Raw genomic sequence first — 22,585 nt, 5'->3', positions numbered from 1 at the left:
GGGCTCCTTCACTTGTACATGGTCTGGTTCATGGTTCCGGGGGCGTACGCGTCGGGGTCGACCCAGACGTTGATCAGCGACGGCAGTCCGGACTCGCGGGCGCGCCGCAGCGCGGGCGCGATCCCGGCCGGGTCGCGGACCTCCTCGCCGTAACCGCCCAGCATCTGGGCGAACTTGTCGTAGTGGACGTCGCCGAGGGTGTTGCCGACGCGCTCGCGTTCGTCGCCGTACTTGGCCTTCTGGCCGTAACGGATCTGGTTCATCGAGGAGTTGTTGCCGACGATGCCGACGAAGGGCAGGTTGTAGCGGACCAGCGTCTCGAAGTCCCAGCCGGTCAGCGAGAAGGCGCCGTCGCCGAAGAGCGCCACGACCTCCTTGTCGGGCCTGGCCTGCTTGGCGGCGAGCACGAAGGGCACGCCCACGCCGAGGGTGCCGAGCGGGCCCGGGTCCATCCAGTGTCCCGGCGACTTGGGCTGGACGACCTGCCCGGAGAAGGTGACGATGTCGCCGCCGTCCCCGATGTAGATCGAGTCTTCCGTGAGGAACTGGTTGATCTCGCTGACCAGCCGGTACGGGTGGATGGGCGAGGCGTCCGAGCGCAACTGCGGCAGCCGCTTCTCGACGGCGGTCTGCTCGGCGGCGCGCAGCTCGTCCAGCCACGCCTTCCGCTTCACCGAGCCGCCGTTGATCCGGCCGCTCGCGGCCTGGGTGACGGAGGAGAGCACGAGCCCGGCGTCACCGACGATGCCGAGGTCGATGTCGCGGTTCTTGCCGACCGTGCGGTAGTCGAGGTCGATCTGGACGACGGTCGCGTCCGGCGAGAGCCGCTTCCCGTACCCCATACGGAAGTCGAAGGGCGTCCCGACGATGACGATGAGGTCGGCGTTGGAGAAGGCGTAGCGCCGGGAGAGCTGGAAGTGGTGCGGGTCGCCGGGGGGCAGGGTGCCGCGGCCGGCCCCGTTCATGTACGCGGGGATGTTGAGCGTCCGCACCAGCTCGATCGCCGCGTCGGTCCCCCGGGTCGTCCAGACCTGGCTGCCGAGCAGGATGGCCGGCTTCTCGGCGTGCACGAGCAGATCGGCGAGCCTCTCGACGGCCTCGGGGTCCCCGGCCGAGCGGGTGGAGGCGCGGTACCGCCCGGCGGCGGGGACCCGGGCCTTCTCCACCGGCACCCTGGCGTCCAGCACATCGCGCGGGATCTCCAGGAAGGAGGGACCGGGAGCGCCGTGGTAGCACTCGCGGAAGGCCATCGAGACCATGTCGGCCGCGCGCGCCGTGTCCGGCACGGTGGCGGCGAACTTGGTGATGGGGGTCATCATGTCGACGTGGGGGAGGTCCTGGAGGGACCCCATCTTGTGCTGGGTGTGCGCCCCCTGGCCGCCGATCAGCAGCATGGGCGACTCGGCGCGGAAGGCGTTGGCGACCCCGGTGACGGCGTCGGTGGTGCCGGGCCCGGCGGTGACCACCGCGCATCCCGGCTTTCCGGTGATCCGGGCATAGCCGTCCGCGGCGTGGGCGGCCACCTGCTCATGACGTACGTCGACGACTTCGATGCCCTCGTCGACGCAGCCGTCGTAGATGTCGATGATGTGGCCGCCGCAGAGGGTGTAGATGACCTCGACGCCCTCCGCTTTGAGCGCCTTGGCGACGAGATGACCACCGGAGATGAGTTCCTGGCTGTCGTCGGGCATGAGGAGGTCCCTGTCCCTTCGTAGTCCTTCGCCGGGGAGGGGCGAGCGCCCGCCCCGGTACATTGCATACAGTCGACGAATACTGTATGAAGCTTGTTATCCCGCATCCGGGCGGGTGGTGTCCAGGGGGCGTGCGCCACTTTTCGTCAAAGGGAAAGCAAGGGGAGCAGCCATGGATCTGTACGAACACCAGGCAAGGGAACTCTTCGCGGAACACGGCCTCGCGGTACCGGACGCCGAGGTCGTGACCTCCGCGCCGGAGGCCGGGGCCGCCGCGCGGCGCCTCGGCGGGCGCGTGGTCGTCAAGGCGCAGGTGAAGACCGGAGGGCGCGGCAAGGCGGGCGGTGTGAAGCTCGCGGCCGACCCGGCGGCGGCCGAACTGACCGCACGGCAGATACTCGGCATGGACATCGCGGGGCACACCGTCCACGCGGTGATGCTCGCCCAACCCGTCGACATCCACGACGAGTTCTATGTGAGCTACGTACTCGACCGGGCGGCCGGGACCTTCCTCGCCATCGCCTCGGCCGAGGGCGGCATGGAGATCGAGCAGGTCGCGGCCGTCCGCCCGGAGGCGGTGGCCCGGGTCCCCGTCGACCCGGCCGAGGGCGTCACCGAGGCGGTGGCCGCCCGGATCGCCGCCGAGGCCGGACTGCCCGCCGAGGTCGTCCCTGTGCTCCGGGCGCTGTGGCGCGTGCTGGTCCGCGAGGACGCGCTGCTGGTCGAGGTGAACCCGTTGGTCCGTACCGCGGAAGGGCTGATAACCGCCCTCGACGGCAAGGTCACCGTTGACGACAACGCCCTCTTCCGGCAGACGCGTTGGGGAGGGGCGCAGGGCGGCTCCGGCGCCGACGCGCTGGAGGCGCGGGCGGCGGCCAAGGGGCTCAACTACGTGAAGCTCGACGGTGAGGTCGGCATCGTCGGCAACGGCGCCGGCCTCGTCATGTCCACCCTCGACGTGGTGGCGGGGTGCGGCGCCCGGCCCGCCAACTTCCTGGACATCGGGGGAGGGGCGTCCGCCCAGGTGATGGCGGACGGGCTCTCCGTCATCCTCTCCGACCCGGCGGTGAAGTCCGTCTTCGTCAATGTCTTCGGCGGCATCACGGCCTGCGACGCGGTCGCCGACGGCATCGTACGGGCCCTGGAATCAGTGGCGTTGACCCGGCCGCTCGTGGTCCGCCTCGACGGCAACAGCGCGGCCCGGGGCCGGGCGATCCTCGCCGGGCGCGCCCACCCGCTCGTACAGCAGGCCACCACCATGGACGGGGCGGCCCGGCAGGCCGCCGCGCTCGCCAACGCCGGATGAGGAGAGGAACACCATGGCCATCTTCCTGACCAAGGAGAGCAAGGTACTCGTCCAGGGCATGACCGGCGCCGAGGGCATGCGCCACACCCGGCGGATGCTCGCCGCGGGCACCGCCGTCGTCGGCGGCGTCAACCCGCGCAAGGCCGGCGGCCGGGCCGACCTCGACGGCACCACCGTGCCCGTCTTCGGCTCCGTGCGCGAGGGCATCGAGGCGACCGGCGCGGACGTCAGCGTCGTCTTCGTACCCCCGCGGTTCGCCAGGGCGGCCGTGACCGAGGCGGTGGACGCCGGGATCGGGCTCGTGGTCGTCATCACCGAGGGCATCCCCGTACACGACGCGGTCGCCTTCACCGCGTACGCCAAGGAGCGCGGCACCCGGATCATCGGTCCCAACTGCCCCGGCCTGATCAGCCCGGGACAGTCCAACGCCGGGATCATCCCGGCCGACATCGCCCCCAAGCCCGGCCGGATCGGACTGGTGTCGAAATCCGGCACGCTCACCTACCAACTCATGTACGAACTGCGGGAGATCGGCTTCTCCTCGGCGGTCGGCATCGGCGGCGACCCCGTCGTGGGCACCAGCCACATCGACTGCCTCGCCGCCTTCGAGGACGACCCGGACACCGAACTCGTCGTGCTCATCGGCGAGATCGGCGGCGACGCGGAGGAACGCGCCGCCGCCTACGCCGCCGAGCGGGTCACCAAGCCGGTCATCGGCTACATCGCCGGATTCACCGCGCCCGAGGGCAGGACCATGGGGCACGCGGGCGCGATCGTCTCCGGCTCCTCCGGCACCGCCGAGGGCAAGCGCAAGGCCCTGGAGGCGGCCGGTGTACGGGTCGGCTCGACCCCCTCCGAGACCGCGCGGCTGGTCCTGGAACAGCTCGCGCCCACGGCTGACGTCACTCATACTCGGTGATGAGTGCGTGCCAGCCCGCCACCGGCTCACTACCGCCGAGTAACCGCGAGAGCGCCGGCCGACGGCCGACAGCGGTCCTGAACCGGGCCATGCACCTCCCGCCCCGTCCGAGCGGAGACCCCCAATGGCACCCACCTCACTGATCCTCAAACCGGGCACGGCCTGGTCGGACGCCTGGGAGCGCGGCCTCGCCGCCGCGCCCGAGGCGTTCCACGACGACCGGGTACGCAACCTCTGGGCCGCGGCGTGGCGCTCCGACGGCCGCGCCCTGCCCGCCACCAGCCCCGTCGACGGCAGCCCGATCGCCGGCCCGCCCCGGCTGGACGCCGCGACCGCCCGGCAGGCGGTGCGCGCGGCCCTGGACGCGCACCGCGCCTGGCGCCACATCCCGCTGCCCGAGCGGGCCGCCCGCGTGAGCGCGACGCTCGACGCGCTCACCGAACACCGCGAACTGCTCGCCCTCCTCCTGGTCTGGGAGATCGGCAAGCCCTGGCGCCTCGCCCAGGCCGACGTCGACCGTGCGATCGACGGCGTGCGCTGGTACGTGGACGGCGCCGGGCCGATGCTCCAGGGCCGTACCCCCCTGCCGGGGCCGGTCTCCAACATCGCGAGCTGGAACTACCCGATGTCCGTCCTCGTCCACGCCCTGCTGGTGCAGGCACTGGCCGGCAACGCGGTCATCGCCAAGGCCCCCACCGACGGCGGCGTCGCCTGTCTGACCCTGGCCTGCGCGCTCGCCGCCCGCGAGGGCGTCCCCGTCACCCTGGTCAGCGGCAGCGGCGGCGAACTCTCCGAGGCGCTGGTACGGGCGCCCGAGATCGGCTGTGTCTCCTTCGTCGGCGGCCGGGACACCGGCGCCAGGGTCGCCACGGCAGTCGCCGACCTCGGCAAACGCCATGTCCTCGAACAGGAGGGGCTCAACACCTGGGGCGTCTGGAACTGCACCGATCTCGGCGCCCTGACCGCGGTGATCCCCAAACTCTTCGACTACGGGAAACAGCGCTGTACGGCGTACCCCCGCTTCGTGGTGCAGCGCTCCCTCTTCGCGGACTTCCTGGCCGCGTACCTCCCCGCCGTACGGTCGATCCGGGTGGGCCACCCCCTCGCGGTCGAGTCCCCGGACGATCCGCTGCCGGAGCTGGACTTCGGGCCGCTCATCAACGCGGCCAAGGCCAAGGAGCTGGCCGACCAGGTCACCGAGGCGATCGGCCGCGGCGCCGTACCGCTCCACCGGGGCGCCCTGGCGGACGCCCGCTTCCTCCCCGACCAGGACACCAGCGCGTATCTGGCCCCCGTCACCCTGCTGGGCCCGCCCCCGTCCTCGCCGCTGCACCACGCGGAGCCCTTCGGCCCGGTCGACACGATCGTCCTGGTCGACACGGAGGCGGAGCTGCTCGCCGCGATGAACGCCTCGAACGGCGCCCTGGTCGCGACCCTGTCCACCGACGACCCGGCGACGTACGCCAGGCTGGCCCCCCAGATCCGCGCCTTCAAGACCGGCCACGGCGTCCCCCGTTCCCGGGGCGACCGCGACGAGCTGTTCGGCGGCTTCGGCCACTCCTGGCGGGGCGCCTTCGTCGGCGGCGATCTCCTGGTCCGCGCCGTGACGGACGGCCCGCCCGACGAGCGCCCGCCGGGCAACTTCCCCGACTACCACCTGATGCCGTGACCACCCGGCGGTACGCCCCGTACGCACACCGCGACATTCCGTGCGCACCGCCCTTGACCAGGCCGATCGCGCACCGCTGACCACCGGATATGCGGGTGAGGGGCACCTCGAACCCCTGGTATCGTTGTCTCTGTCGCCGCGGGGATACCGACCGCGGATCGACCACTCGTCCGGGTGGCGGAATGGCAGACGCGCTAGCTTGAGGTGCTAGTGCCCTTTATCGGGCGTGGGGGTTCAAGTCCCCCCTCGGACACCAGGGGAATTCATCGGGATTCCCTGGTCGGCTTATGAAGAACTCCCGGCATGGATTCGTCCGTGCCGGGAGTTCTTTTTGCGTTCGGATCATGCCCGGTTCCAGCCGGGTGGAGCGCCGTCCGTACGGAGCGAGGTCGCCGGTGTGGGGCCGCCGGGGCGGACCGTGATGCCGAACAGCGTGGTCGCCGGGGTGGCCGAGAAGGCCACGGTGTGGGCCGGCAGGAGGTGTTCGAGGAGGACGGTCGATTCGCGGAGCGCGAACTGGAGACCGAGACAGGCGCGCGGACCGATACCGAAGGGGAAGTAGGCCCCCGGGTGGGCAGGCCGGCCGTCGGTGGCCGTGAAGCGCTCGGGGGAGAAGCGTTCCGGGTCCGGCCACAGACCGGGGTCGCGGTGTGTGAGATACGGGCAGACCAGGATGTCCGTGCCTGCCTCGATGGTGTGACCGGCGAGGATGTCGTCCTCGGTGGCGTGGCGCGGCAGGATCCAGGCGGAGGGGTAGAGCCGGAGGGTCTCGTGGACCAGGGCCTGAACGGCCCGGCGGCGCTGGTCCGAGCCCTCGCCGCCGGCGGCGAGGGCTCGCGCGCGGGCGGCCGGGTTCCGGTCGAGGAGGAGATGGAGCCAGGTCAGGGTGGTGGCGGTGGTCTCGTGCCCGGCCACCAGCAGCGTGACCATCTCGTCGCGGATCAGCCGGTCCGAGTACTCGGGGCGCTCGGCGGCGGCGTCGGTCAGCACATGCAGGAGGCCGGGCCCGTCCGGACCGGCCTCCCCGCCGCGGGCGGCCTCCACGGCGAGCCGGGCGACCGCGTCGATCCGGGCGAGATCGGCGGCGACGGCGTCGGGGACGTCGGTCACGTCGGCGGGCAGGGTGGGGAGGGCGGTCGCCACGGCGGCCACGGCGTCCAGTTCGCGCTCGGTCCCGTCGTCCAGGGGGTGTCCGGTGAGGGAGCGCCAGATCGCGTCCAGGGCGAAGCGGCGCATCTCGCGCCCGACGTCGAAGGTCTGTCCGGTACGGGCGTATCCGTCCCAGCGTTCGGCGGTGGTCCGGGCGGCCCCGGTGATCCGGTGTTCGTAGCGGCGCATGCCGGGGCCGGTGAACTGGGACTGCAGCAGACGGCGTTGGGACTTCCAGGCGCTACCGGTGGCGGAGAGGACCCCGTCACCGATGAGCAGTCGGGCGCGGTGGGAGCGCTTGACGTACCGGTCCGGGTGGCGGGCGAGTACCTGCTGTACGGCCCCGGGGTCGGTGACGAGAACGGTGGGGGCCGGCCCGACGCGGAACGCGGCGACGCCGCCGCACCGCTCGCGCACCCGGGACAACAGCTCGACCAGTTCACCGCCCTCCGACCGCCAGCGCCGCACGAGTTCGGGCCCGGCCTCGGGGACGGGCCGGCCCGTCCCGGGGGCCTGAGCGGGGGAGTCGGGGGTGGCTTCGGCGTCCATGGCTCGTCTCCTGGTCGACCGTGCTCGGACCGGACGGGGCGATCGCGCCCCGGACCGTACGGGATCGCGGCACCTTCATCACCGTGCGGCGGTGATCCGCTGGGCCTGCGCGAGGGCCTCTCCCGGCCGGTCACCGGCGGGGAGAGGCGACCGGTACCTACCGGGTGATCAGCATTCCCCCGCCCGCAGCGAGCTGATGTTGTCGTTGCGGTTGTACTGGGAGGTGTTGCCCTTCCAGGTCCCCACCGCCCACGTGGCGCCCTTGTAGTCGTTGTCCAGATACGTACAGAAGATCTGGCCGCTTCGGTTCCACACCGAGGAGATCTTGTCGTTCATCCCGAAGTCGCTGAGCTTCTTGACGCCGTTCTGGAAGCGCACCATCTTGCCCTGGCCGTCCTTGTGCTCCCAGGCGCAGAACCAGCCGGCCGGGCAGTCGTCGTACGTGGCGGCGGTGGACGGGGACGCCTGGGCGGTGGGCATGGCCGCCAGGGCGGCCGCGGCGAGTCCCAGGGCCGCGCAGAGTGCTGCCTTCTTCATCCTCACTCGTCTCCTCGTGCTCCCGGAGGAGCGGTCCGGCCCGCGTGGGGCCCGGGTCTCGGGTGCGGGCGGTTGCCGGCGCCCGGTGGTACGCGGTGTCGCAACGACCGCGTGGGGAACGGGTTCGTGCCGTTCCATGGTGGGTCAACGGGGCGGGCGTATACGACATTTCACAACGGTCCCACCAGGATCCGCCCAAAGTTTTCGAGTGGGTCCGTACGGCGGCCGGCGCCTCCACCCGGGCGTGGGAAAGTCCTGTCCCTTCTCTTGACGTGAGCCCGCCCGGGGTCGAAGGTGCTCGTTAATGCGCATTACTAATGCGCATTAACGATCGATGGCGGCCCTCGGACGGTCGTCCCGCGCGCCTCGCGCGTCCCGAGAAGGAGTGCCGGTGGAGGAACCACGCAAGCGAGCCAGGCCGGGACGCGCCCCCGCGCCCCCGGGCCACCGCACCTCACGGCCGCGTCAGGCCGAGGTGGCGCGGCTGGCCGGCGTCTCGCAGGCCACGGTCTCGCTGGTGCTCGGCGGCAAGAAGCAGGGCGCGGCGATCTCGGCGGAGACCCGGCAGAAGGTCCTCGACGCGGCCCGCAGCCTCGGTTACGTGCCCGACCCGGCTGCCCGCAGGCTCGCCGCCGCGCGCAACGACCTGCTCGGCGTCTTCAGCTTCACCGCGACCTTCCCCACGGATGTGCAGCACTCCTACTACCCGTTCCTGGTCGGTGTGGAGCAGGAGGCCGCCGCTCGCGGGTACGACCTCGTGCTCTTCACCGGCTCCAGCTCCGGCGGCGCCGGAGCCGGCGGACCGGACGCGCTCAGCCGGGTCCGGCTCGCCGACGGCTGTCTCTTCCTCGGGCGGCACGCGCCCACCGAGGAGCTGCGGCGCCTGGTCGCGGACGGCTTCCCCGTCGTCCACCTGGGCCGCAGGGACGAACTGGAGGGCCTGGCCTGGGTCGGCGCCGACTATGTGAGCGCGAGCCACGAGGTCGTCACCCGGCTCGCCGCGCTGGGCCACCGGCGCCTCGTGCTGATCCGCGAGGACGACGACGCGCCCGCCTCCACCGACCGTGAACACGGCTTCCTCAAGGGGCTGGAGAGCGCCGGACTGCCCGCGGGCCCCGACGCCGTCTTCCGCACCGCCGACCCTGCGCGCACCCTCACCGCCGAGCGGCTGCGGCGCTGGCGCGACGAGGGCGTGACCGGCTTCGTCGCCGAGGAGACCGACACCGGCAGCCCGTGGCGGGCCCTGCGCGCCGCCGTCCACGCGGCCGGTCTCGACTGCCCCGGCGAGCTGAGCCTCGCCCTCCTCGGCAGCCCGCCCGCCGACCTCGCGACCGAGGCGGTCCCCACCGGTTTCGACATCCCCCGGCCCCAGCTCGGCGCCGCCGCGGTACGGCTGCTCGCCGCCCTGGTCGCGGGGGAGGAGGCCGAAGAACCGCTCGTCGTCTGCCCGTTCAGGGCCGGCGCCACGGCCGGAGCACCGCCCCACCGGGCCTGACCCCCGTACGACCGCCCCACCACGCACCACAAGGAGAACCGTGATCAGCCAACCCGACATCCTCGTCGTCGGCGGTGGACTCGGCGGCGTCGCCGCCGCCCTCGCCGCCTGCCGTGCCGGCCGTACGGTCGTCCTCACCGAGGAGACCGACTGGATCGGGGGCCAGCTCACCTCACAGGCGGTTCCGCCGGACGAGCACCCGTGGGTCGAGCAGTTCGGCGTCACCGCCTCCTACCGCGCGCTGCGCGAGGCGATCCGCGGCTACTACCGCGACTGGTACCCGCTGCGCTCCGAGGCCGCCGCCCTGCCCGCCCTCAACCCCGGCGCCGGCCGTGTCAGCAAGCTGTGCGCCGAGCCCCGTGTCGCGCTCGCCGCGCTGGAGGCGCTGCTCGCCCCGCACCGCGCGGCCGGCCGGCTGACCCTGCTCACCGAACACCGCCCGGTGGCCGCCGCGACCGACGGCGACACCGTACGCTCCGTCACCCTGGAGGATCTGCGCGGCGGTGGCCGGCGTACCCTCACCGCCTCCTACGTCCTCGACGCCACCGAGACGGGCGAACTGCTGGAGCTGGCCGGGGTCGAGTACGCGCTCGGCGCCGAGTCCCGCGCCGAGTTCGGCGAACCGCACGCCCCCGAGCTGGCCGACCCGCTCAACCAGCAGGGCATCACCTTCTGTTTCGCCCTCTCCCACCACGAGGGGGAGGACCACACCATCGAGCGCCCCGCCGACTACGACTTCTGGCGCGCCTACACACCGGACTTCTGGCCCGGCCCGCTGCTCGGCTTCCTCGCGCCCGACCCGCGCTCGCTGGAGGCGGTGGAGCGCACCTTCGTACCCAACCCGGAGATCGACCCGCTCGCCGTCAGCGCGGACCAGTCCGCCGACGCGGGGGACAAGGAACTCTTCGGCTTCCGCCGCATCCTGGCGAGGAAGCTCCACCGGGACGGCGCCTTCGACTCCGACATCACCCTCGTCAACTGGCCCCTCAACGACTACTGGCTCAAGCCGCTGATCGGCGCGGGGGAGCGGACGGCGGCCGAAGCGGTCCGCGAGGCCCGGCAGTTGTCGCTGTCCCTCCTGTACTGGCTCCAGACCGAGGCGCCGCGCCCCGACGGCGGCACCGGCTTCCCCGGGCTGCGGCTCCGCCCCGATGTCACGGGCACCGAGGACGGCCTCGCCAAGGCCCCGTACGTACGCGAGTCCCGCCGGATCAAGGCCGTCACGACCGTCACCGAACACGACGTGGCGATCGACCTCGTCGGCCCCACCGGCGGCACCCGCCACCGTGACGCGGTCGGCGTCGGCAGCTACCGCATCGATCTGCACCCCTCCACCGGCGGCGACAACTACATCGACATCGGCTCCGTGCCCTTCGAGATCCCCCTCGGCGCGCTGATCCCGCGCCGTACCCGCAATCTGCTGCCCGCCGCGAAGAACATCGGCACCACCCACATCACCAACGGCTGCTTCCGGCTGCACCCCGTGGAGTGGAACATCGGCGAGGTCGCCGGCGCGCTCGCCGCCCACTGCCTCGACGAGGGCGTCGCACCGCACGAGGTGCAGGCCGAGGAGAAGCGCTTCGAGACCTTCGCCGCCCTGCTCGACCGGGCCGGAGTCGAACGCCACTGGCCGCGCGTGCGCGGCTACTGAACCCCACCGGAGTCCGGGAGGCAGCACGGCGCGCCCGGACTCCCGAGGGCGGGACGGCCGGACGGGAGCAGCTCCACCTGCCCCGCCCGGCCCAACCGCCCGCGTCAGCGCCGACCCAGCACAAGGAGGTGCCCGGACATGAACACCCACCGCATACGCGTCGGCATCGACGTGGGCGGGACCTTCACCGACGCCGTGGCCGTGGACGCCACGACCCTCGACCTGCTCGGGCAGGTGAAGATTCCCACCAGCCACCATCATCAGGACGGAGTGGCCCACGGCATCGTGGAAGCGCTCGACCGTCTGCTGACCCAGACCGGACACGCCCCTGAGGACGTCGCCTTTCTGGCACACGGCACCACACAGGCTACCAACGCCCTGCTGGAGGGCGACGTGGCCACCGTCGGACTGCTCGGCATCGGCACCGGAGCGGGGGCCGCCTTCACCCGCCGCCTCGCCTCCCTCGCCAAGCTCGAACTCTCCCCCGGCAAGCGGCTCCCGCTGACCTACACGCACATCGCCGACCCCGGGGACCGGGCCGCCGTCGAGTCCGCCGTCGACACGGCGGCCCGCGGCGGCGCCCAGGTACTCGTCGCCACCCAGCCGTTCAGCGTGGACCGCCCCGAAGGGGAGGACGCGGTACGGGAGGTGGCCGCCGAGCGCGGTCTGCCGATGACCGCCGCCCACGACATCACCTCGCTGTACGGCCTCCACAAGCGCAGCCGTACCGCCGTCGTCAACGCCGCGATCCTCCCGAAGATGTTCGCCACCGCCGACCTCGTGGACGCCTCCATCACCAAGGCGGGCGTCACCGCCCCGCTCATGGTGATGCGGTGCGACGGCGGCGTCATGTCCCTCGACGAGATGCGCCGCCGCCCCCTGCTGACCGTGCTCTCCGGGCCCGCGGCCGGCGTCGCCGGAGCGCTGATGCGCGAACGCGTCAGCGAGGGCGTCTTCCTGGAGACCGGCGGCACCTCCACCGACATCAGCGTCGTACGCCGGGGCAAGGTCGCCGTGCGCCACGCGACCCTCCTCGGCAGATCCTCCTACCTCTCCGCGCTCGACGTACGCACCGTCGGCGTCGGCGGCGGCTCGATGATCCGGATCGGCGGCGGGAAGGTCACCACCGTCGGCCCGCGCAGCGCGCACATCGCCGCCCTGCCCTACGCCTGCTTCGCCTCCGCCGACGACCTCGCCGGCGCACGGCTCGCCACCGTCAGCCCGCTGCCCGAGGACGCCGCTGACCATGTCGTGCTCGACGCCGCGGGCGGCCGCTACGCGCTCACCCTGACCTGCGCCGCCAATGCCCTGGGCCGGGTCCCCGAGGGCGACTTCGCGCGCGCCGGCCGCGAGGTGGCCCGCGCCGCGCTCGCCCCGCTGGCCGCCGCGCTCGGCACCGATGTCGACACCGCCGCCACCCAGGTGCTGGACGCGGCGATCGCCCAGGTCCGGGCCGTCGTCGACGCCATGATCGACGACTACCGGCTCGACAAGGACACCGTCCAGCTCGTCGGCGGGGGAGGCGGCGCCGCCGCCGTCACCCCGCACCTGGCCGCCACCACCGGCCACGAGGGCCGTATCGCCGCGCACAGCGAGGTCATCAGCCCCATCGGGGTCGCCCTCGCCCTCATCCGCGAACAGGTCGAACGGATCATCCCCGGCGCCGGCCAGGAGGACATCCTCGCGGTGCGCTCCGAGGCCGAACGGGCCGTCGTCGCCCAGGGCGCCGTCGCCGACGCCGTCGAGGTGGAGGTCACGGTCGACCCGCAGACCAGCACCGTGCGCGCCGTCGCCACCGGCGCCACCGAACTGCGCACCCAGGACCGCGCCCACCGGGCCGACGGTGCCGAACGGCTGAGGCTCGCCGCCGCCGGCCTCAAGGTCCCCGAGGACCGGGTCGACCTCCTCGCGGGCACCCCCGCCTACACCGTCTACGGCACCGAAGTACGCCGCAGACTGCGCCGGGTACGCAGGCCCGTGCGCGTCGTCGACGCCGACGGCGTGGTCCGGCTGCACGCCCGTGACGCGCGGGTGAGCACCACCACCGTGGCCGCCGCGCAGGGGGCCCTCGCCGCGCTCGTCGGCGAGGCCACCGCCTACGGCGACGGCGGCGTACGCGCCCCCGCGCTGCGGCTGCTCATCGGCTCCCGCATCGCCGACCTCTCCGGGGTGCTCGACCCGGGGGCCCTGCTCGCGCTGGCCCGTACCGAGATGGAGGGCCGCCCCGGCGACGAGCCCGTCGTCGCGATCGTGGAGGAGCGGTCATGACCCGCCCCACCGCCCCCGCGCGCGCCGCTGCCCCTGGGAGGACCGCCGCCCCCGCGCGTGCCGCCGCTCTCGCCGCCGTCGACGACATCGAGTACGGCGCGCGCTTCCTCGGCTCCCTCTCGCTGCACGAGGGCCGCGACCCCGCGCTGCTGCGCCACTGGGCCGCGACCGCCGCCGGGTTCGGTGCCGCCCTGACCCCCGAGGGGACGCCCGCCCCCCGGCGGATCGTGGAGCGCGAGGGCGGTCTGGAGCGCGGGCTCCTGGCCCGCTACACCTCCCGGCCCCCCACCGTCGAGCTGTACACGGACTCCGTCGCCGCCGCGGAGCGCCTGGTGACCGCCCACGGCTGGCGGGAGTGGTTCCCGGCCGGCTCGGTGCGCGCCGCCGCCCTCGCCCACGAGAGCGTCCACGAACGCCTGCACCACGGTCCCGGGCGCGCCGCGCTCAAGGAAGCCCTCGGCCACACCGCGCTGCGCCTCGGGCGGCTGCGGGTCCTCGCCCATGTCGCGGGCGCCGACGAACTCGCCGCGCACGCCTACGCGCAATCCGTCTGCGGCCTGGGCCGCAGCCCCCTCCTGCTGTCCGCCGCCCTGGCCGCGTCCGCCGCCCCGGCAAGAGAGAAGTAAGTCATGGGCATCGTCATCCTGATCATCATGGCGGCCGGTGTCGCCGCGATGCTCACCAAGAAGCTCCCCACCGCCTTCGCGCTCGTCCTGCTCGGCGTGGTCATCGCCTTCGTCTCGGGCGCCCCGCTCACCGGCGAGAACAGCGTCCTCGACACGGTCCTCCAAGAGGGCGCCCCCATGCTCGCCGCGACGATGATCGCGATCCTGTTGGGCTCGTGGCTGGGGAAGCTGCTCGACGAGACCGGCATCGCCGGCACCCTCGTCCGTAAGATCGTCGAGTTCGGCGGCGACCGGCCCACGGTCGTCGCGCTCGGTGTGCTGATGGTCTCGACCCTCATCGGCACCGTGACCGGCTCCGCGCCCGCGGCGATGCTCGCCGGCATCATCGGCATCCCCGCCATGATCGCCGTCGGCATCCCCAAGGTGACCGCCGCCGGGACGATCCTCATGGGCATCGCCGCGGGAATGCCCTTCGAGCTGCCGGTGTGGCAGTTCTTCTCCAGCGCCCTCGACCTGCCGGTCCCCGAGGTACGCGACTTCATGGTCAAGCTCTTCCCGTTCGCGCTGACCGGGGCCGTCCTGTTCGTCCTCGTCGAGTCCCGCAGGCGCGGGGTCGAACACGCCTGGGCCTTCCGTACGGAGGAGCCGCGCACCCGGGCCGGCCGGCGGCGCGCCCTCCTCGGCGACGCCCCCTGGTATGCGCTGCTCACCCCGGTCGTCCCCCTCGTCCTGGCCCTCGGCTTCGAGATCGCGATCATCCCCTCGCTGCTCGCCGGGGTCCTCTACGCGCTCGTGACGACCACCCGCCCGCGCGACATGAACCGCCGGCTGCTGCGCACCCTGTACAACGGCTTCGAGGTGGCTGCCGCCCCCATCACCCTGTTCGTGGCCATCGGCGTCCTGCTCGCCGCGGTCAGGCTCCCCGGCGCCGTGGAAGCGCTCGAACCCCTCGTCAAGGCGGTCAGTCCGCAGAACCCGGTGCTGTTCGTCGTGGTCTTCACGGCGCTGGTGCCGCTGTGCCTGTACCGCGGGCCGCTCAACGTGTACGGCCTCGGCGCGGGCATCGCGGGCGTCCTCATCGCCGCCGGCATCTACCCGGCCGTCGCCGTCCTCGGCCTCACCGCCTCGTACAACCAGGTGTTCGGCGTCGCCGACCCCACCAGCACCCAGACCGTGTGGAGCGCGCAGTACGCGGGGGTCGGCCCCCAGCAGGTGATGGCGCGCACCCTGCCCTACGTCTGGTTCGTCGCCCTCGGCGGTTTCTGCCTCACGGCGGCCACCGCCCTCTGACCGCTGATCTCCGGTACACCCCTACCACCCATCGGGACGGAGCACTTCATGCACGAGACACCCCAGCCCAGCCGCCGTATCCTCCTCACCTCGGTCGGCGCGACCGCGGCGGCGCTCGCCGTCGGTTCCACGGCCTCCACGGCCGCCCCGGCCACCGCCGCCTCCCCGGCCGCGGCCCCGGGCGGATTCCCCGACTACCGTTACGTCAAGACGCTGCTGAAGCCCTCGCAGCTCAAGTACAACCCCACCGGCGAGATCATCTTCCCGTGCATCCGCGGCACCGCGGGACGGCTGTCCGCGCCGCTGGGCCGCTACTACCTCTACTACGCGCCGCACGACGCGCCCGGCGGGATCTGCCTCGCCTACGGGGACCACATAGAGGGGCCGTTCACCGAGTACCCGCGCAACCCGATCGTCGCGAACGTCTGGCAGCCGCACTACTCCGTCAGCCATGTGTCCTCGCCCCACGTGATGTGGAACGAGAGCGCCAAGGAGATGTGGCTCTACTTCCACGGCGAGAACACCACGACGCGGCTGGCCCGGTCCAAGGACGGCATCAACTTCACGTACGACAGGACGGTCCTCACCACGTCCATGCTGCCCGCCGGCACCACCGAGACCTCGTACGCCCGGGTCTTCCCGTACGAACTGCCCGCGAAGAACGCCCACTACGTGATGCTCTTCATGCTCAACAACCGGTCCGACCACCGGGACATCCACTGGGGCTGGTCGGCCGACGGCCGCACCTGGACCTTCGACCAGAAGGCCCTCGTCAGCCACACCGACGTGTCGGCCGTCAACATCGGCGGCCCGCATCTGCTGACCCGTAACGGCAGCGCCTTCGTCGTCTACAACAAGGACAAGTCGAGCGGCGGCGACGTCATGATCACCGAGGTCGGGAAGGACTTCACCCTCCGCCGTCACCTCGGCCGCTTCTACGACTCCGGGACCGGCGCCCCCGACAACGGCCGCAGCGCCTCGCCCAGTTTCGGCACCGAAGGGGGCGTGCCCTACATGGTGTACGAGGCGGGTGAGCGCCTCCAGGGCAGCATCGCGGTCGCCCGGGGCTGACCGCGGGGACCTGACCGCCGGTCAGGCGGCGGGGGCGGGGGCGGGGCGCAGCCGGCAGGCGTTCCCGCCCTCGCCCGCGCGGCCGGTCAGCTCTCCGGGTGCAGCAGCCCGCGCTCGTACGCCTTGGCCAGCCGCTGCGGCACGCGGTGGACGGTGCCGTCGATCACGACGGGCACGAGCTGCGGCGTCGTGGCCTTCCACTGGGCGCGGCGGTGACGGGTGTTGCTGCGCGACATCTTCCGCTTGGGTACGGCCATGGCGATCCTCCGGTAGGGGCGAGTGGCCCCTGACGCTATATGAAAATGGATTCCATTGTCTAATGACCGCCGTCCGTCGTCCGCGCGGGCACGGCGGTCGTGGAGCGGACCACCGGGCGGGGTGTCAGCCGGGCCGCGGGGACCCGCCGCCCGGCGGAGACCCGGCTGGACGGCCGAGCGACGCCGGGGGCCCGGCAGGTCAGGCCCGTGCGGCGACGGTGATGATCTCGGGACCGTTCGCCGTCAGTGGCTCCCGGCCCCAGTCGCCGTACCGTTCCACCACGGTGAGCCCCGCCTCGGCCAGGAACGAGGTCACCTCGTCCGCGCCGAGGAAGCGCAGGGTGGAGCGGCTCGACCGGGGCACGTCCCAGCCGGGACTGGTGTAGCGCGTGGTGAAGCCGACCCGGTCCCCGCCGTCGTACGGATCGGCCTCGTGTGCGACCCGTACGACGTCACCGGTGGCGTCGACGACCTCGACGGCGTGGTCCGGAGTCCACGTACGCCAGGCGCGCGCCGCCGGGTTGCGGGTCTCGAAGACGAAGCGGCCCTCGTCGGTGAGGGCGGACCGGACGGCGGCGCACGCGCTCCGTACCTCGTCGTCCTCCAGCAGGACCTGGAAGGCGTGCCCCGTCATGACGACCAGATCGAACGCGCGGTCCCAGCGGGTGGTGGAGAGATCGCCGAGGATCCACTCGGCAGCCGGGTCCGAGCCGCGCCGGGCCTGCTCCAGCATGGCCTCCGCCGGGTCGAGACCGCACAGCCGCCCCCGGTGCCCCGCCGCGCGCGCCCGGCGCAGCAGATCGCCCGTGCCGCAGCCGACATCGAGGACGGAGCGCGCCGACATCACCAGCGGCAGGTAGAACGAGAAGTCGGCCCGGCCCGCGCAGAGCGTGTCGTACAGCGCCGCCAGATCCCGGTCGGAGAAGAGCCGGTCCACCATGGGGCCTGTATACCCTGGGAACCCGGCCGGTACTGTGGGGTTTTCCCCGGGGCGTCGCACAGGAGTGACGCTTCCGACGGTACGGAACGGGCCTGTGGCAGGAACTTCCGGGCAGATGCGCTGTACGCGGTACGCGCGGGAAATGAGGCAAGGCCGGTGAGCGCGCCGCTGTACCAACTGAAGGCCGAGTTCTTCAAGACACTGGGGCACCCCGTCCGCATCCGGGTGCTCGAACTGCTCAGCGAGCGCGAGCACGCGGTCTCCGAAATGCTTCCGGAGGTCGGGGTCGAGCCCGCCCAGCTCTCCCAGCAGTTGGCCGTGTTGCGCCGCGCCAATCTCGTCGTGACGCGCCGGGAGGGCTCGGCCGTCCATTACGCGCTCGCCCATCCCTACCTCGCGGACCTGCTGGGCGTGGCACGGGCGATTCTCTCCGGGGTACTGGCAGGGCAGGCCGAACTCCTCGCCGATCTGCGCGCCGCGGATTCCGGCGCCACCCCTCCGCAGGGCGGCCAGTAGCCCTTACACGTCCACCTCGTGCTCGATCCGCTTCAACTGGTGGCGCGCCATGGCCAGATTGGCGCGTGCCCGGTCCAGTACGAGATACAGGAACAGTCCCTGGTCGGCGGAGCCCGACAGGGGCCGGATCACGTGGTACTGGGAGCCCAGCGTGATCAGGATGTCCTCGATGGCGTCCTCGATGCCGAGCGTCGCCAGGGTCCGCATCTTGGCCCGTACGACATCGGTGTTCCCCGCCGCGGCGACGGCGAGGTCCAGATCCCTGCTCCCGCCCAGCGTGCCCAGCGCCATGCCGCTCGTGTAGTCGACCAGAGCGGCGCCCACGGCGCCCTCGATCATCATCGCGTCCTTCAGTGCCACGTCCGCGCTTGCCATGGACCCCGGTCCTCTCGCCCTGTGAACCCCTCAGGATGACGAGTTTATCGAGTAACGACTTACTCGGGATGGCGAATTGAAGATATCTTCAATTAGAAGGCGTGATTCCGCTTGTGTCGTCGATGTGTCTGCCCGTCGATGTGTCCGACCGTCCGGCTGTCCGACCGTCCGGCTGTCCGGCCGTCCGCCTGCCCGACCGTCCGGTCGGCCGACGGCCGGTCCCTCAGGAGACTTCTTCCCGGGCCAGGGGCCGGCCGGGGGTGCGCAACTGCGAGAGCAGATCCTCCTGGCCGGCCAGCAGCTCGACCAGGATCCGCCGCGCCGCGCGCAGCAGCTCCGCCACATCTCCGCCGGCCAGCTCGTACACGACGGTCGAACTGCTCCGCGTCGCCGTCACGATCCCCGCGCGGCGCAACACCGCGAGCTGCTGCGAGAGACTGGACGGCTCGATCTCGATCGCGGTGAGGAGGTCCCGTACCGGCATCGGCCCGTCCTGGAGGAGTTCCAGCACACGGATACGTACCGGATGTCCCAGCATCCGGAAGAACTCCGCCTTCGCCTGATATAGCGGAATCTGTGTCCCCGTCACGGAACGTCCCTCACTCCCCGAACTCTCCGAACTCCCCGAACTCTTCGACGGCGCCGGCCCGGCGCCCCACGCGGAAGTCCTCCACCCTATTACCCCCCGCCCGGTGGCCGGTTCAGGGGCGTCCGGGCTCCTCGGGCCACTCCCAGGAGACCCCGTGGATGCCGGCCGGGCAGCGGCCCGGCGCCGAGTGGACGGTGTGCGAGGCGTCCAGCGCCACCCGGTGGTTGTAGCTCTTGTCCGCCCCGGAGTGCTCGCGGTAATAACGGTGGCTGACCACCGGGAGCGCCGCCGGATGGAAATAGACATGGAGCAGATAATCCCGCAGCCGGACCCGGGTCCGGCGCTCGTAATGGTCGTCCGTACCGTCCCCGGGATCGACCGAGAGGGTGTAGTCGATGACCACCGTCTCGTTTCTGGCGAGTTTCCGGCCGAACTGTATGTCGAGGACGACCGTACTCACTTCGGGAAGAAAGCGGACAGGCCCGGGAATTCCGCAGCGCACCGTGGTACGGACCGCGCGGGCCCCGCTGTCGACGGTGTGGACGGCGGTGAGCCGGTCGGCGCCCTCGCGTGCCGCGCGCAGCACCTGCTGGATGGCGATGGAGCACAGCCGCCGGTTCTCGTCGATGGTGACGGTCTCCCGGATGCTCAGCGTGCTGATGGCCTCGTTGAGCCGCGCGAAGTCGGGGCCGAGTATCTGTTCCGCCAGGGAGTTCTCGCCGAAGACCCGGTGGGACGAGCTGAGGTCGTGGGCGGGCGGCGCGACCCGGCCGCGCGGCCGGTACGGGCCGATCAGTGAGCGCAGTGTGCCGGGCGGCAGTTCGAGGATGGTCTCCAGCGCGTCCACGGCCCGCAGCGAATCGGCCCGTTCGGGCTCGCTGCGCCCCCGCTGCCAGTAGCTGAGGGTGGTCAGGCTGATCTGGATGGACTGTTCCGCGAGACGGCTGCGGACGCGTTCCAGGGAGAGCCCGCGTCTCTTGATGGCCTGCTGGAAGACCTCGGCGAAGACGGGCGAGGAGGGATCAGGGTCCTGGTGCACTGGATTCCCCTCCGGGTCGAGCGGTGGAGCCGCGCCCTGCCCGCACGGGCAGGACCGCCCACCGTATCCGATGGGCGGTCCTGGGGGCCGGTGGGGGGCGGCCCGTGGTGCGACGCTCCGGGCGTGACCGCCCGGGAGCGATCAGTTGGTGTTGAGGGTGAGGCCGTAGTGCGAGAGGGCGTCGTCCAGCGGCTGGAAGTAGGAGGAGCCGGGCGAGTTGACGCTGCCGGTGCACCGCTGCGCCGACGGGCCGCCCGAGGTCATCCCCTGCGCCTGGTTGCCGGAGATGTAGGCGCCGCCGCTGTCGCCGCCCTGGGTGCAGACCGAGGAGCTGCCCAGACCGGTGACGACGGTGTCGGGACCGCCGTTGGCGTCGCTGTAGGTGACGGTCACGTTGTACGAGTTGACCTTGCCGCAGGTCCAGAAGGTGGTACGGCCCGACTTGCACAGGGCGGCGCCGGACGCGGCCCGCGCGCTGCCCTGGACGGCGACGGTGCCCGCGCTGCCGTACGTGCCGACCTGCGTGGCGATGGAGTTGCCCGAGTCGACGGCGGCGATGCCCATGTCGACGCTGCGGCTGCCGACCGCGAACCGGGTGTTGGTGCCCTGGGCGAAGCGGGTGCCCTTGTACGACAGGACGGGCAGGTCCTCGATGCAGTGGCCGGCGGTGACGAGGTACTGGCGGCCCGAGGTGTCACGGGCGCCGTAACCGACCGAGCAGACATAGCCGTTGAAGGACATCTCGTCGCCGGGGGAGACGACGGCCTGGGTGGACAGCTCCTCCTTGCCCTCGACCACGCGGACCGCGTCGCCGTGGGCCTTCGCCGCCTTGAGGAAGGACTGAGCCGCCGCGCCCTTGGCGCTGTTGACCTCGACGGTGACGGTGTCGGTGGCGAGATCCACCGACCAGGCGCTGACGCCCTCGGGCGTCTGCTTGAGGGCCTTGGCGTCCAGCTCCGCCTTGATGCGGTCGAGCGCGGCCTGGCCGTGCCCGGCCACCCGCGGGGTCAGACCGGCGTCCTCGATGCGCTGTTCGGCGCGGGTGTCGGCGGCGTTGACGACGAGGGAGCCGGCTCTGTCGAAGAAGGCGCCGTCGGTGGCGACACCCTGACGGTCCAGCTTCGACAGCTCGGCCTGCTGGGCCGCCTGATCGTCCAGCCGGTCCACGGCCGCGCCCTCGCTGACTCCGAGGGAGGTGGCCAGGGCCTTGACCATCGCAGGGTCGTAGCGCTCGGTGGTCTGTTCGCCCGCCTGGGCTCCGGTCACGACGGTGACGGAGAGCAGCGCGCCCGCGGCGACGGCCGCGAAGATGTTCCGGGAGACTCGCACAGTCATTCCTTCCGGTTCACGGAACACACGGCCGTGCATGGGGGGAGGAAAACGGCGTGGGGGAGCCGTTTTCCCGGAGGGGGGTGCCGTGTGTCCGGCGGCAACCAGGTTGCTTGGCCGCCGCGTTCGGAACTCTGGCCTATTTTCTCGGGCCGATTCAAGAGAGTTCCGTCGGCAGAAATTCAACAGAGTTGAACCGCCCTGTTGAAATGCTGTGAGGGGAAAGGGAAAAAGAGGAATATGCCGGGCGCCGGGCGCGGCGAATGTGAGCGAACGGTGTGCTCGTGGCGAGTGTTCGGTGGAGGGGTGTTTCGTCCGGTGCGGTGGACCGCGGCGGGCAGCGGCGGCTATGTGTGCGGGCGGGGTGAGAAGGGACGTGGGCGGGAGCTGCGGACGCGGCCGCCCCCACGGCTCCGGCGGGCCCCGTCACCCCGGCCGGCCCCCACGGCTCCGGCCGCCGTGTCGCTCGTCGCGCCGCGTGCCTCCGGCCCGTCCGACGCGTGACGCGATTCCCGTACCCCCTTGGCCGTCCCGTGCCGCGCGGTATACTCGTTGTATGCAACTGCGGGGGAAGTCGTGACGTCGGGCCGGGAGAAGGCGTACGCGTTCCTCAAGGAGGAGGTCCTCACCGACCCCGATCTCCAGGGCGGGTTCCTCTCCGAGCAGGAGATCGCGGACCGCATCGGAGTCTCCCGCACCCCCATCCGCGAGGCGCTGCTGCTGCTCGCCGCCGAGGACCTGGTCCGGCTCGTCCCCAAGCGCGGCGCGCAGATCGTCCCCCTCTCCGGGCGGGAGATCACCGAGCTGATGGAGCTGCGCGGCATCGTCGAACGCTACGCCGCCGAGCAGGTGGTCCCGGAGGGCCGGGCCCCCGTGGCCGAGCTGACGGCGCTGCTGGAGCGGCAGCGCGAGCTGAGCGGGTCCCAGCACGCCAAGGAATTCATCGCGGTGGACCACCAGTTCCACGCCACGATGATCGCCGCCGTGGGCAACGGGCTGCTCACCCGCCACTACGACGGGCTGCGCAGCAGGCAGATCAGGGCCGGGGTGGTGGCGCTCTACAACCAGCAGGGCAGGCAGGAGGCCGTGCTGCGGGAGCACCAGGCCATCCTGACCGCGATCGCCGCGGGCGACGCGGGGGCCGCGTGCACGGCGATCGACGGTCATCTGGAGACGACCCTCAAGGTCCTTCTCGCGGGCTAGAGCCCGTCGGCCCTCTCGGCCCTGTCCGTCCTGTCGGGGGGGGGGGGGGGGCGGGGGCGGGGGCGCGCGGGGGGGTGGGCTCAGCCGCACACACACCACACAGCCCAGAGCTCGCA

At 72.1% G+C, this 22,585-nt stretch carries 20 protein-coding genes and 1 tRNA gene; 12 read left to right on the top strand and 9 right to left on the bottom strand.

The annotated features are described in order from the left end of the window. Positions 1-8 precede the first annotated feature (8 nt). Positions 9-1,691: a thiamine pyrophosphate-binding protein gene (locus tag ACFXPK_RS04115; protein WP_384991934.1), complete on the bottom strand. Its 1,683-nt coding sequence runs from the start codon at positions 1,689-1,691 to the stop codon at positions 9-11. Positions 1,692-1,863: 172 nt separating this feature from the next. On the opposite strand from ACFXPK_RS04115, the gene sucC reads away from it, so the two are divergent. The 4 genes from sucC to ACFXPK_RS04095 all read left to right on the top strand — a co-directional run bounded on the left by sucC (position 1,864) and on the right by ACFXPK_RS04095 (position 5,841). Then, positions 1,864-2,997, top strand: a complete 1,134-nt coding sequence (gene sucC, locus ACFXPK_RS04110; protein WP_385071387.1) for an ADP-forming succinate--CoA ligase subunit beta — start codon at positions 1,864-1,866, stop codon at positions 2,995-2,997. 13 nt (positions 2,998-3,010) lie between these two features. Beyond that, positions 3,011-3,916 (top strand): succinate--CoA ligase subunit alpha, encoded by a 906-nt coding sequence (gene sucD / locus ACFXPK_RS04105; protein WP_385071384.1) that lies wholly within the window; start codon positions 3,011-3,013, stop codon positions 3,914-3,916. 124 nt (positions 3,917-4,040) lie between these two features. Further along, a complete protein-coding gene (locus tag ACFXPK_RS04100) occupies positions 4,041-5,585 on the top strand; it encodes an aldehyde dehydrogenase family protein (RefSeq protein ID WP_385071381.1) in 1,545 nt (514 codons plus the stop codon). Positions 5,586-5,753: 168 nt separating this feature from the next. Further along, positions 5,754-5,841 (top strand) — tRNA-Leu (locus tag ACFXPK_RS04095). 86 nt (positions 5,842-5,927) lie between these two features. Here the strand turns inward: ACFXPK_RS04095 and ACFXPK_RS04090 are convergent. Together ACFXPK_RS04090 and ACFXPK_RS04085 are read right to left on the bottom strand one after the other, a co-directional pair. Continuing rightward, the gene (locus tag ACFXPK_RS04090; protein WP_385071378.1) at positions 5,928-7,283 is read right to left on the bottom strand and encodes a cytochrome P450; all 1,356 of its coding nucleotides are present in this window, start codon (positions 7,281-7,283) and stop codon (positions 5,928-5,930) included. 168 nt (positions 7,284-7,451) lie between these two features. Then, positions 7,452-7,820 carry a peptidase inhibitor family I36 protein gene (locus ACFXPK_RS04085; protein ID WP_384991920.1) on the bottom strand — a complete coding sequence of 123 codons (369 nt, stop codon included), beginning with the start codon at positions 7,818-7,820 and terminating at the stop codon, positions 7,452-7,454. Positions 7,821-8,211: 391 nt separating this feature from the next. On the opposite strand from ACFXPK_RS04085, the gene ACFXPK_RS04080 reads away from it, so the two are divergent. The 6 genes from ACFXPK_RS04080 (at position 8,212) to ACFXPK_RS04055 (ending at position 16,221) form a co-directional block, all read left to right on the top strand. Beyond that, positions 8,212-9,315 carry a LacI family DNA-binding transcriptional regulator gene (locus ACFXPK_RS04080; RefSeq protein ID WP_385071373.1) on the top strand — a complete coding sequence of 368 codons (1,104 nt, stop codon included), beginning with the start codon at positions 8,212-8,214 and terminating at the stop codon, positions 9,313-9,315. 40 nt (positions 9,316-9,355) lie between these two features. Then, the gene (locus tag ACFXPK_RS04075; RefSeq protein WP_385071370.1) at positions 9,356-10,966 is read left to right on the top strand and encodes an FAD-dependent oxidoreductase; all 1,611 of its coding nucleotides are present in this window, start codon (positions 9,356-9,358) and stop codon (positions 10,964-10,966) included. A gap of 138 nt (positions 10,967-11,104) precedes the next feature. Beyond that, entirely contained in the window at positions 11,105-13,234 is a 2,130-nt protein-coding gene (locus ACFXPK_RS04070) for a hydantoinase/oxoprolinase family protein (protein WP_385071367.1), read from the top strand. Continuing rightward, on the top strand, positions 13,231-13,860 hold the full coding sequence (locus tag ACFXPK_RS04065; RefSeq protein WP_385071365.1) for a hypothetical protein: 630 nt from the start codon (positions 13,231-13,233) through the stop codon (positions 13,858-13,860). Before ACFXPK_RS04070 ends, ACFXPK_RS04065 begins: the two co-directional genes overlap by 4 nt. Positions 13,861-13,863: 3 nt before the next feature. After that, a complete protein-coding gene (locus ACFXPK_RS04060) occupies positions 13,864-15,150 on the top strand; it encodes a TRAP transporter large permease subunit (protein ID WP_384991907.1) in 1,287 nt (428 codons plus the stop codon). A 48-nt stretch (positions 15,151-15,198) separates the two neighbouring features. Beyond that, complete coding sequence (locus ACFXPK_RS04055) at positions 15,199-16,221, top strand: hypothetical protein (protein WP_384991904.1); 1,023 nt, start codon at positions 15,199-15,201, stop codon at positions 16,219-16,221. Between the two features lie 86 nt (positions 16,222-16,307). Here ACFXPK_RS04055 and rpmF read toward each other — a convergent pair whose 3' ends face one another. Beyond that, a complete protein-coding gene (gene rpmF / locus ACFXPK_RS04050) occupies positions 16,308-16,478 on the bottom strand; it encodes a 50S ribosomal protein L32 (RefSeq protein WP_384991902.1) in 171 nt (56 codons plus the stop codon). Positions 16,479-16,677: 199 nt separating this feature from the next. Next, a complete protein-coding gene (locus ACFXPK_RS04045) occupies positions 16,678-17,418 on the bottom strand; it encodes a class I SAM-dependent methyltransferase (RefSeq protein WP_385071360.1) in 741 nt (246 codons plus the stop codon). Positions 17,419-17,574: 156 nt separating this feature from the next. Here ACFXPK_RS04045 and ACFXPK_RS04040 point away from each other — a divergent pair, with 156 nt between their 5' ends. Then, the gene (locus ACFXPK_RS04040) at positions 17,575-17,934 is read left to right on the top strand and encodes an ArsR/SmtB family transcription factor (protein WP_384991900.1); all 360 of its coding nucleotides are present in this window, start codon (positions 17,575-17,577) and stop codon (positions 17,932-17,934) included. 3 nt (positions 17,935-17,937) lie between these two features. Here ACFXPK_RS04040 and ACFXPK_RS04035 read toward each other — a convergent pair whose 3' ends face one another. From ACFXPK_RS04035 to ACFXPK_RS04020, 4 genes are all read right to left on the bottom strand, one after another. Continuing rightward, the gene (locus ACFXPK_RS04035) at positions 17,938-18,309 is read right to left on the bottom strand and encodes a hypothetical protein (RefSeq protein WP_384991897.1); all 372 of its coding nucleotides are present in this window, start codon (positions 18,307-18,309) and stop codon (positions 17,938-17,940) included. A 223-nt stretch (positions 18,310-18,532) separates the two neighbouring features. Next, positions 18,533-18,898: an ArsR/SmtB family transcription factor gene (locus ACFXPK_RS04030; RefSeq protein ID WP_384991895.1), complete on the bottom strand. Its 366-nt coding sequence runs from the start codon at positions 18,896-18,898 to the stop codon at positions 18,533-18,535. Positions 18,899-19,010: 112 nt separating this feature from the next. After that, on the bottom strand, positions 19,011-19,937 hold the full coding sequence (locus tag ACFXPK_RS04025; RefSeq protein WP_385071356.1) for an XRE family transcriptional regulator: 927 nt from the start codon (positions 19,935-19,937) through the stop codon (positions 19,011-19,013). Positions 19,938-20,078: 141 nt separating this feature from the next. Further along, positions 20,079-21,272, bottom strand: a complete 1,194-nt coding sequence (locus ACFXPK_RS04020) for a S1 family peptidase (protein WP_384991890.1) — start codon at positions 21,270-21,272, stop codon at positions 20,079-20,081. A gap of 570 nt (positions 21,273-21,842) precedes the next feature. On the opposite strand from ACFXPK_RS04020, the gene ACFXPK_RS04015 reads away from it, so the two are divergent. Beyond that, complete coding sequence (locus ACFXPK_RS04015; protein ID WP_384991887.1) at positions 21,843-22,469, top strand: GntR family transcriptional regulator; 627 nt, start codon at positions 21,843-21,845, stop codon at positions 22,467-22,469. Positions 22,470-22,585: the final 116 nt, after the last annotated feature.

This window comes from Streptomyces sp. NPDC059142 (genome assembly GCF_042755665.1).
Lineage (GTDB): Bacteria > Actinomycetota > Actinomycetes > Streptomycetales > Streptomycetaceae > Streptomyces.
This window is presented reverse-complemented; position numbering and strand designations above follow the sequence as displayed.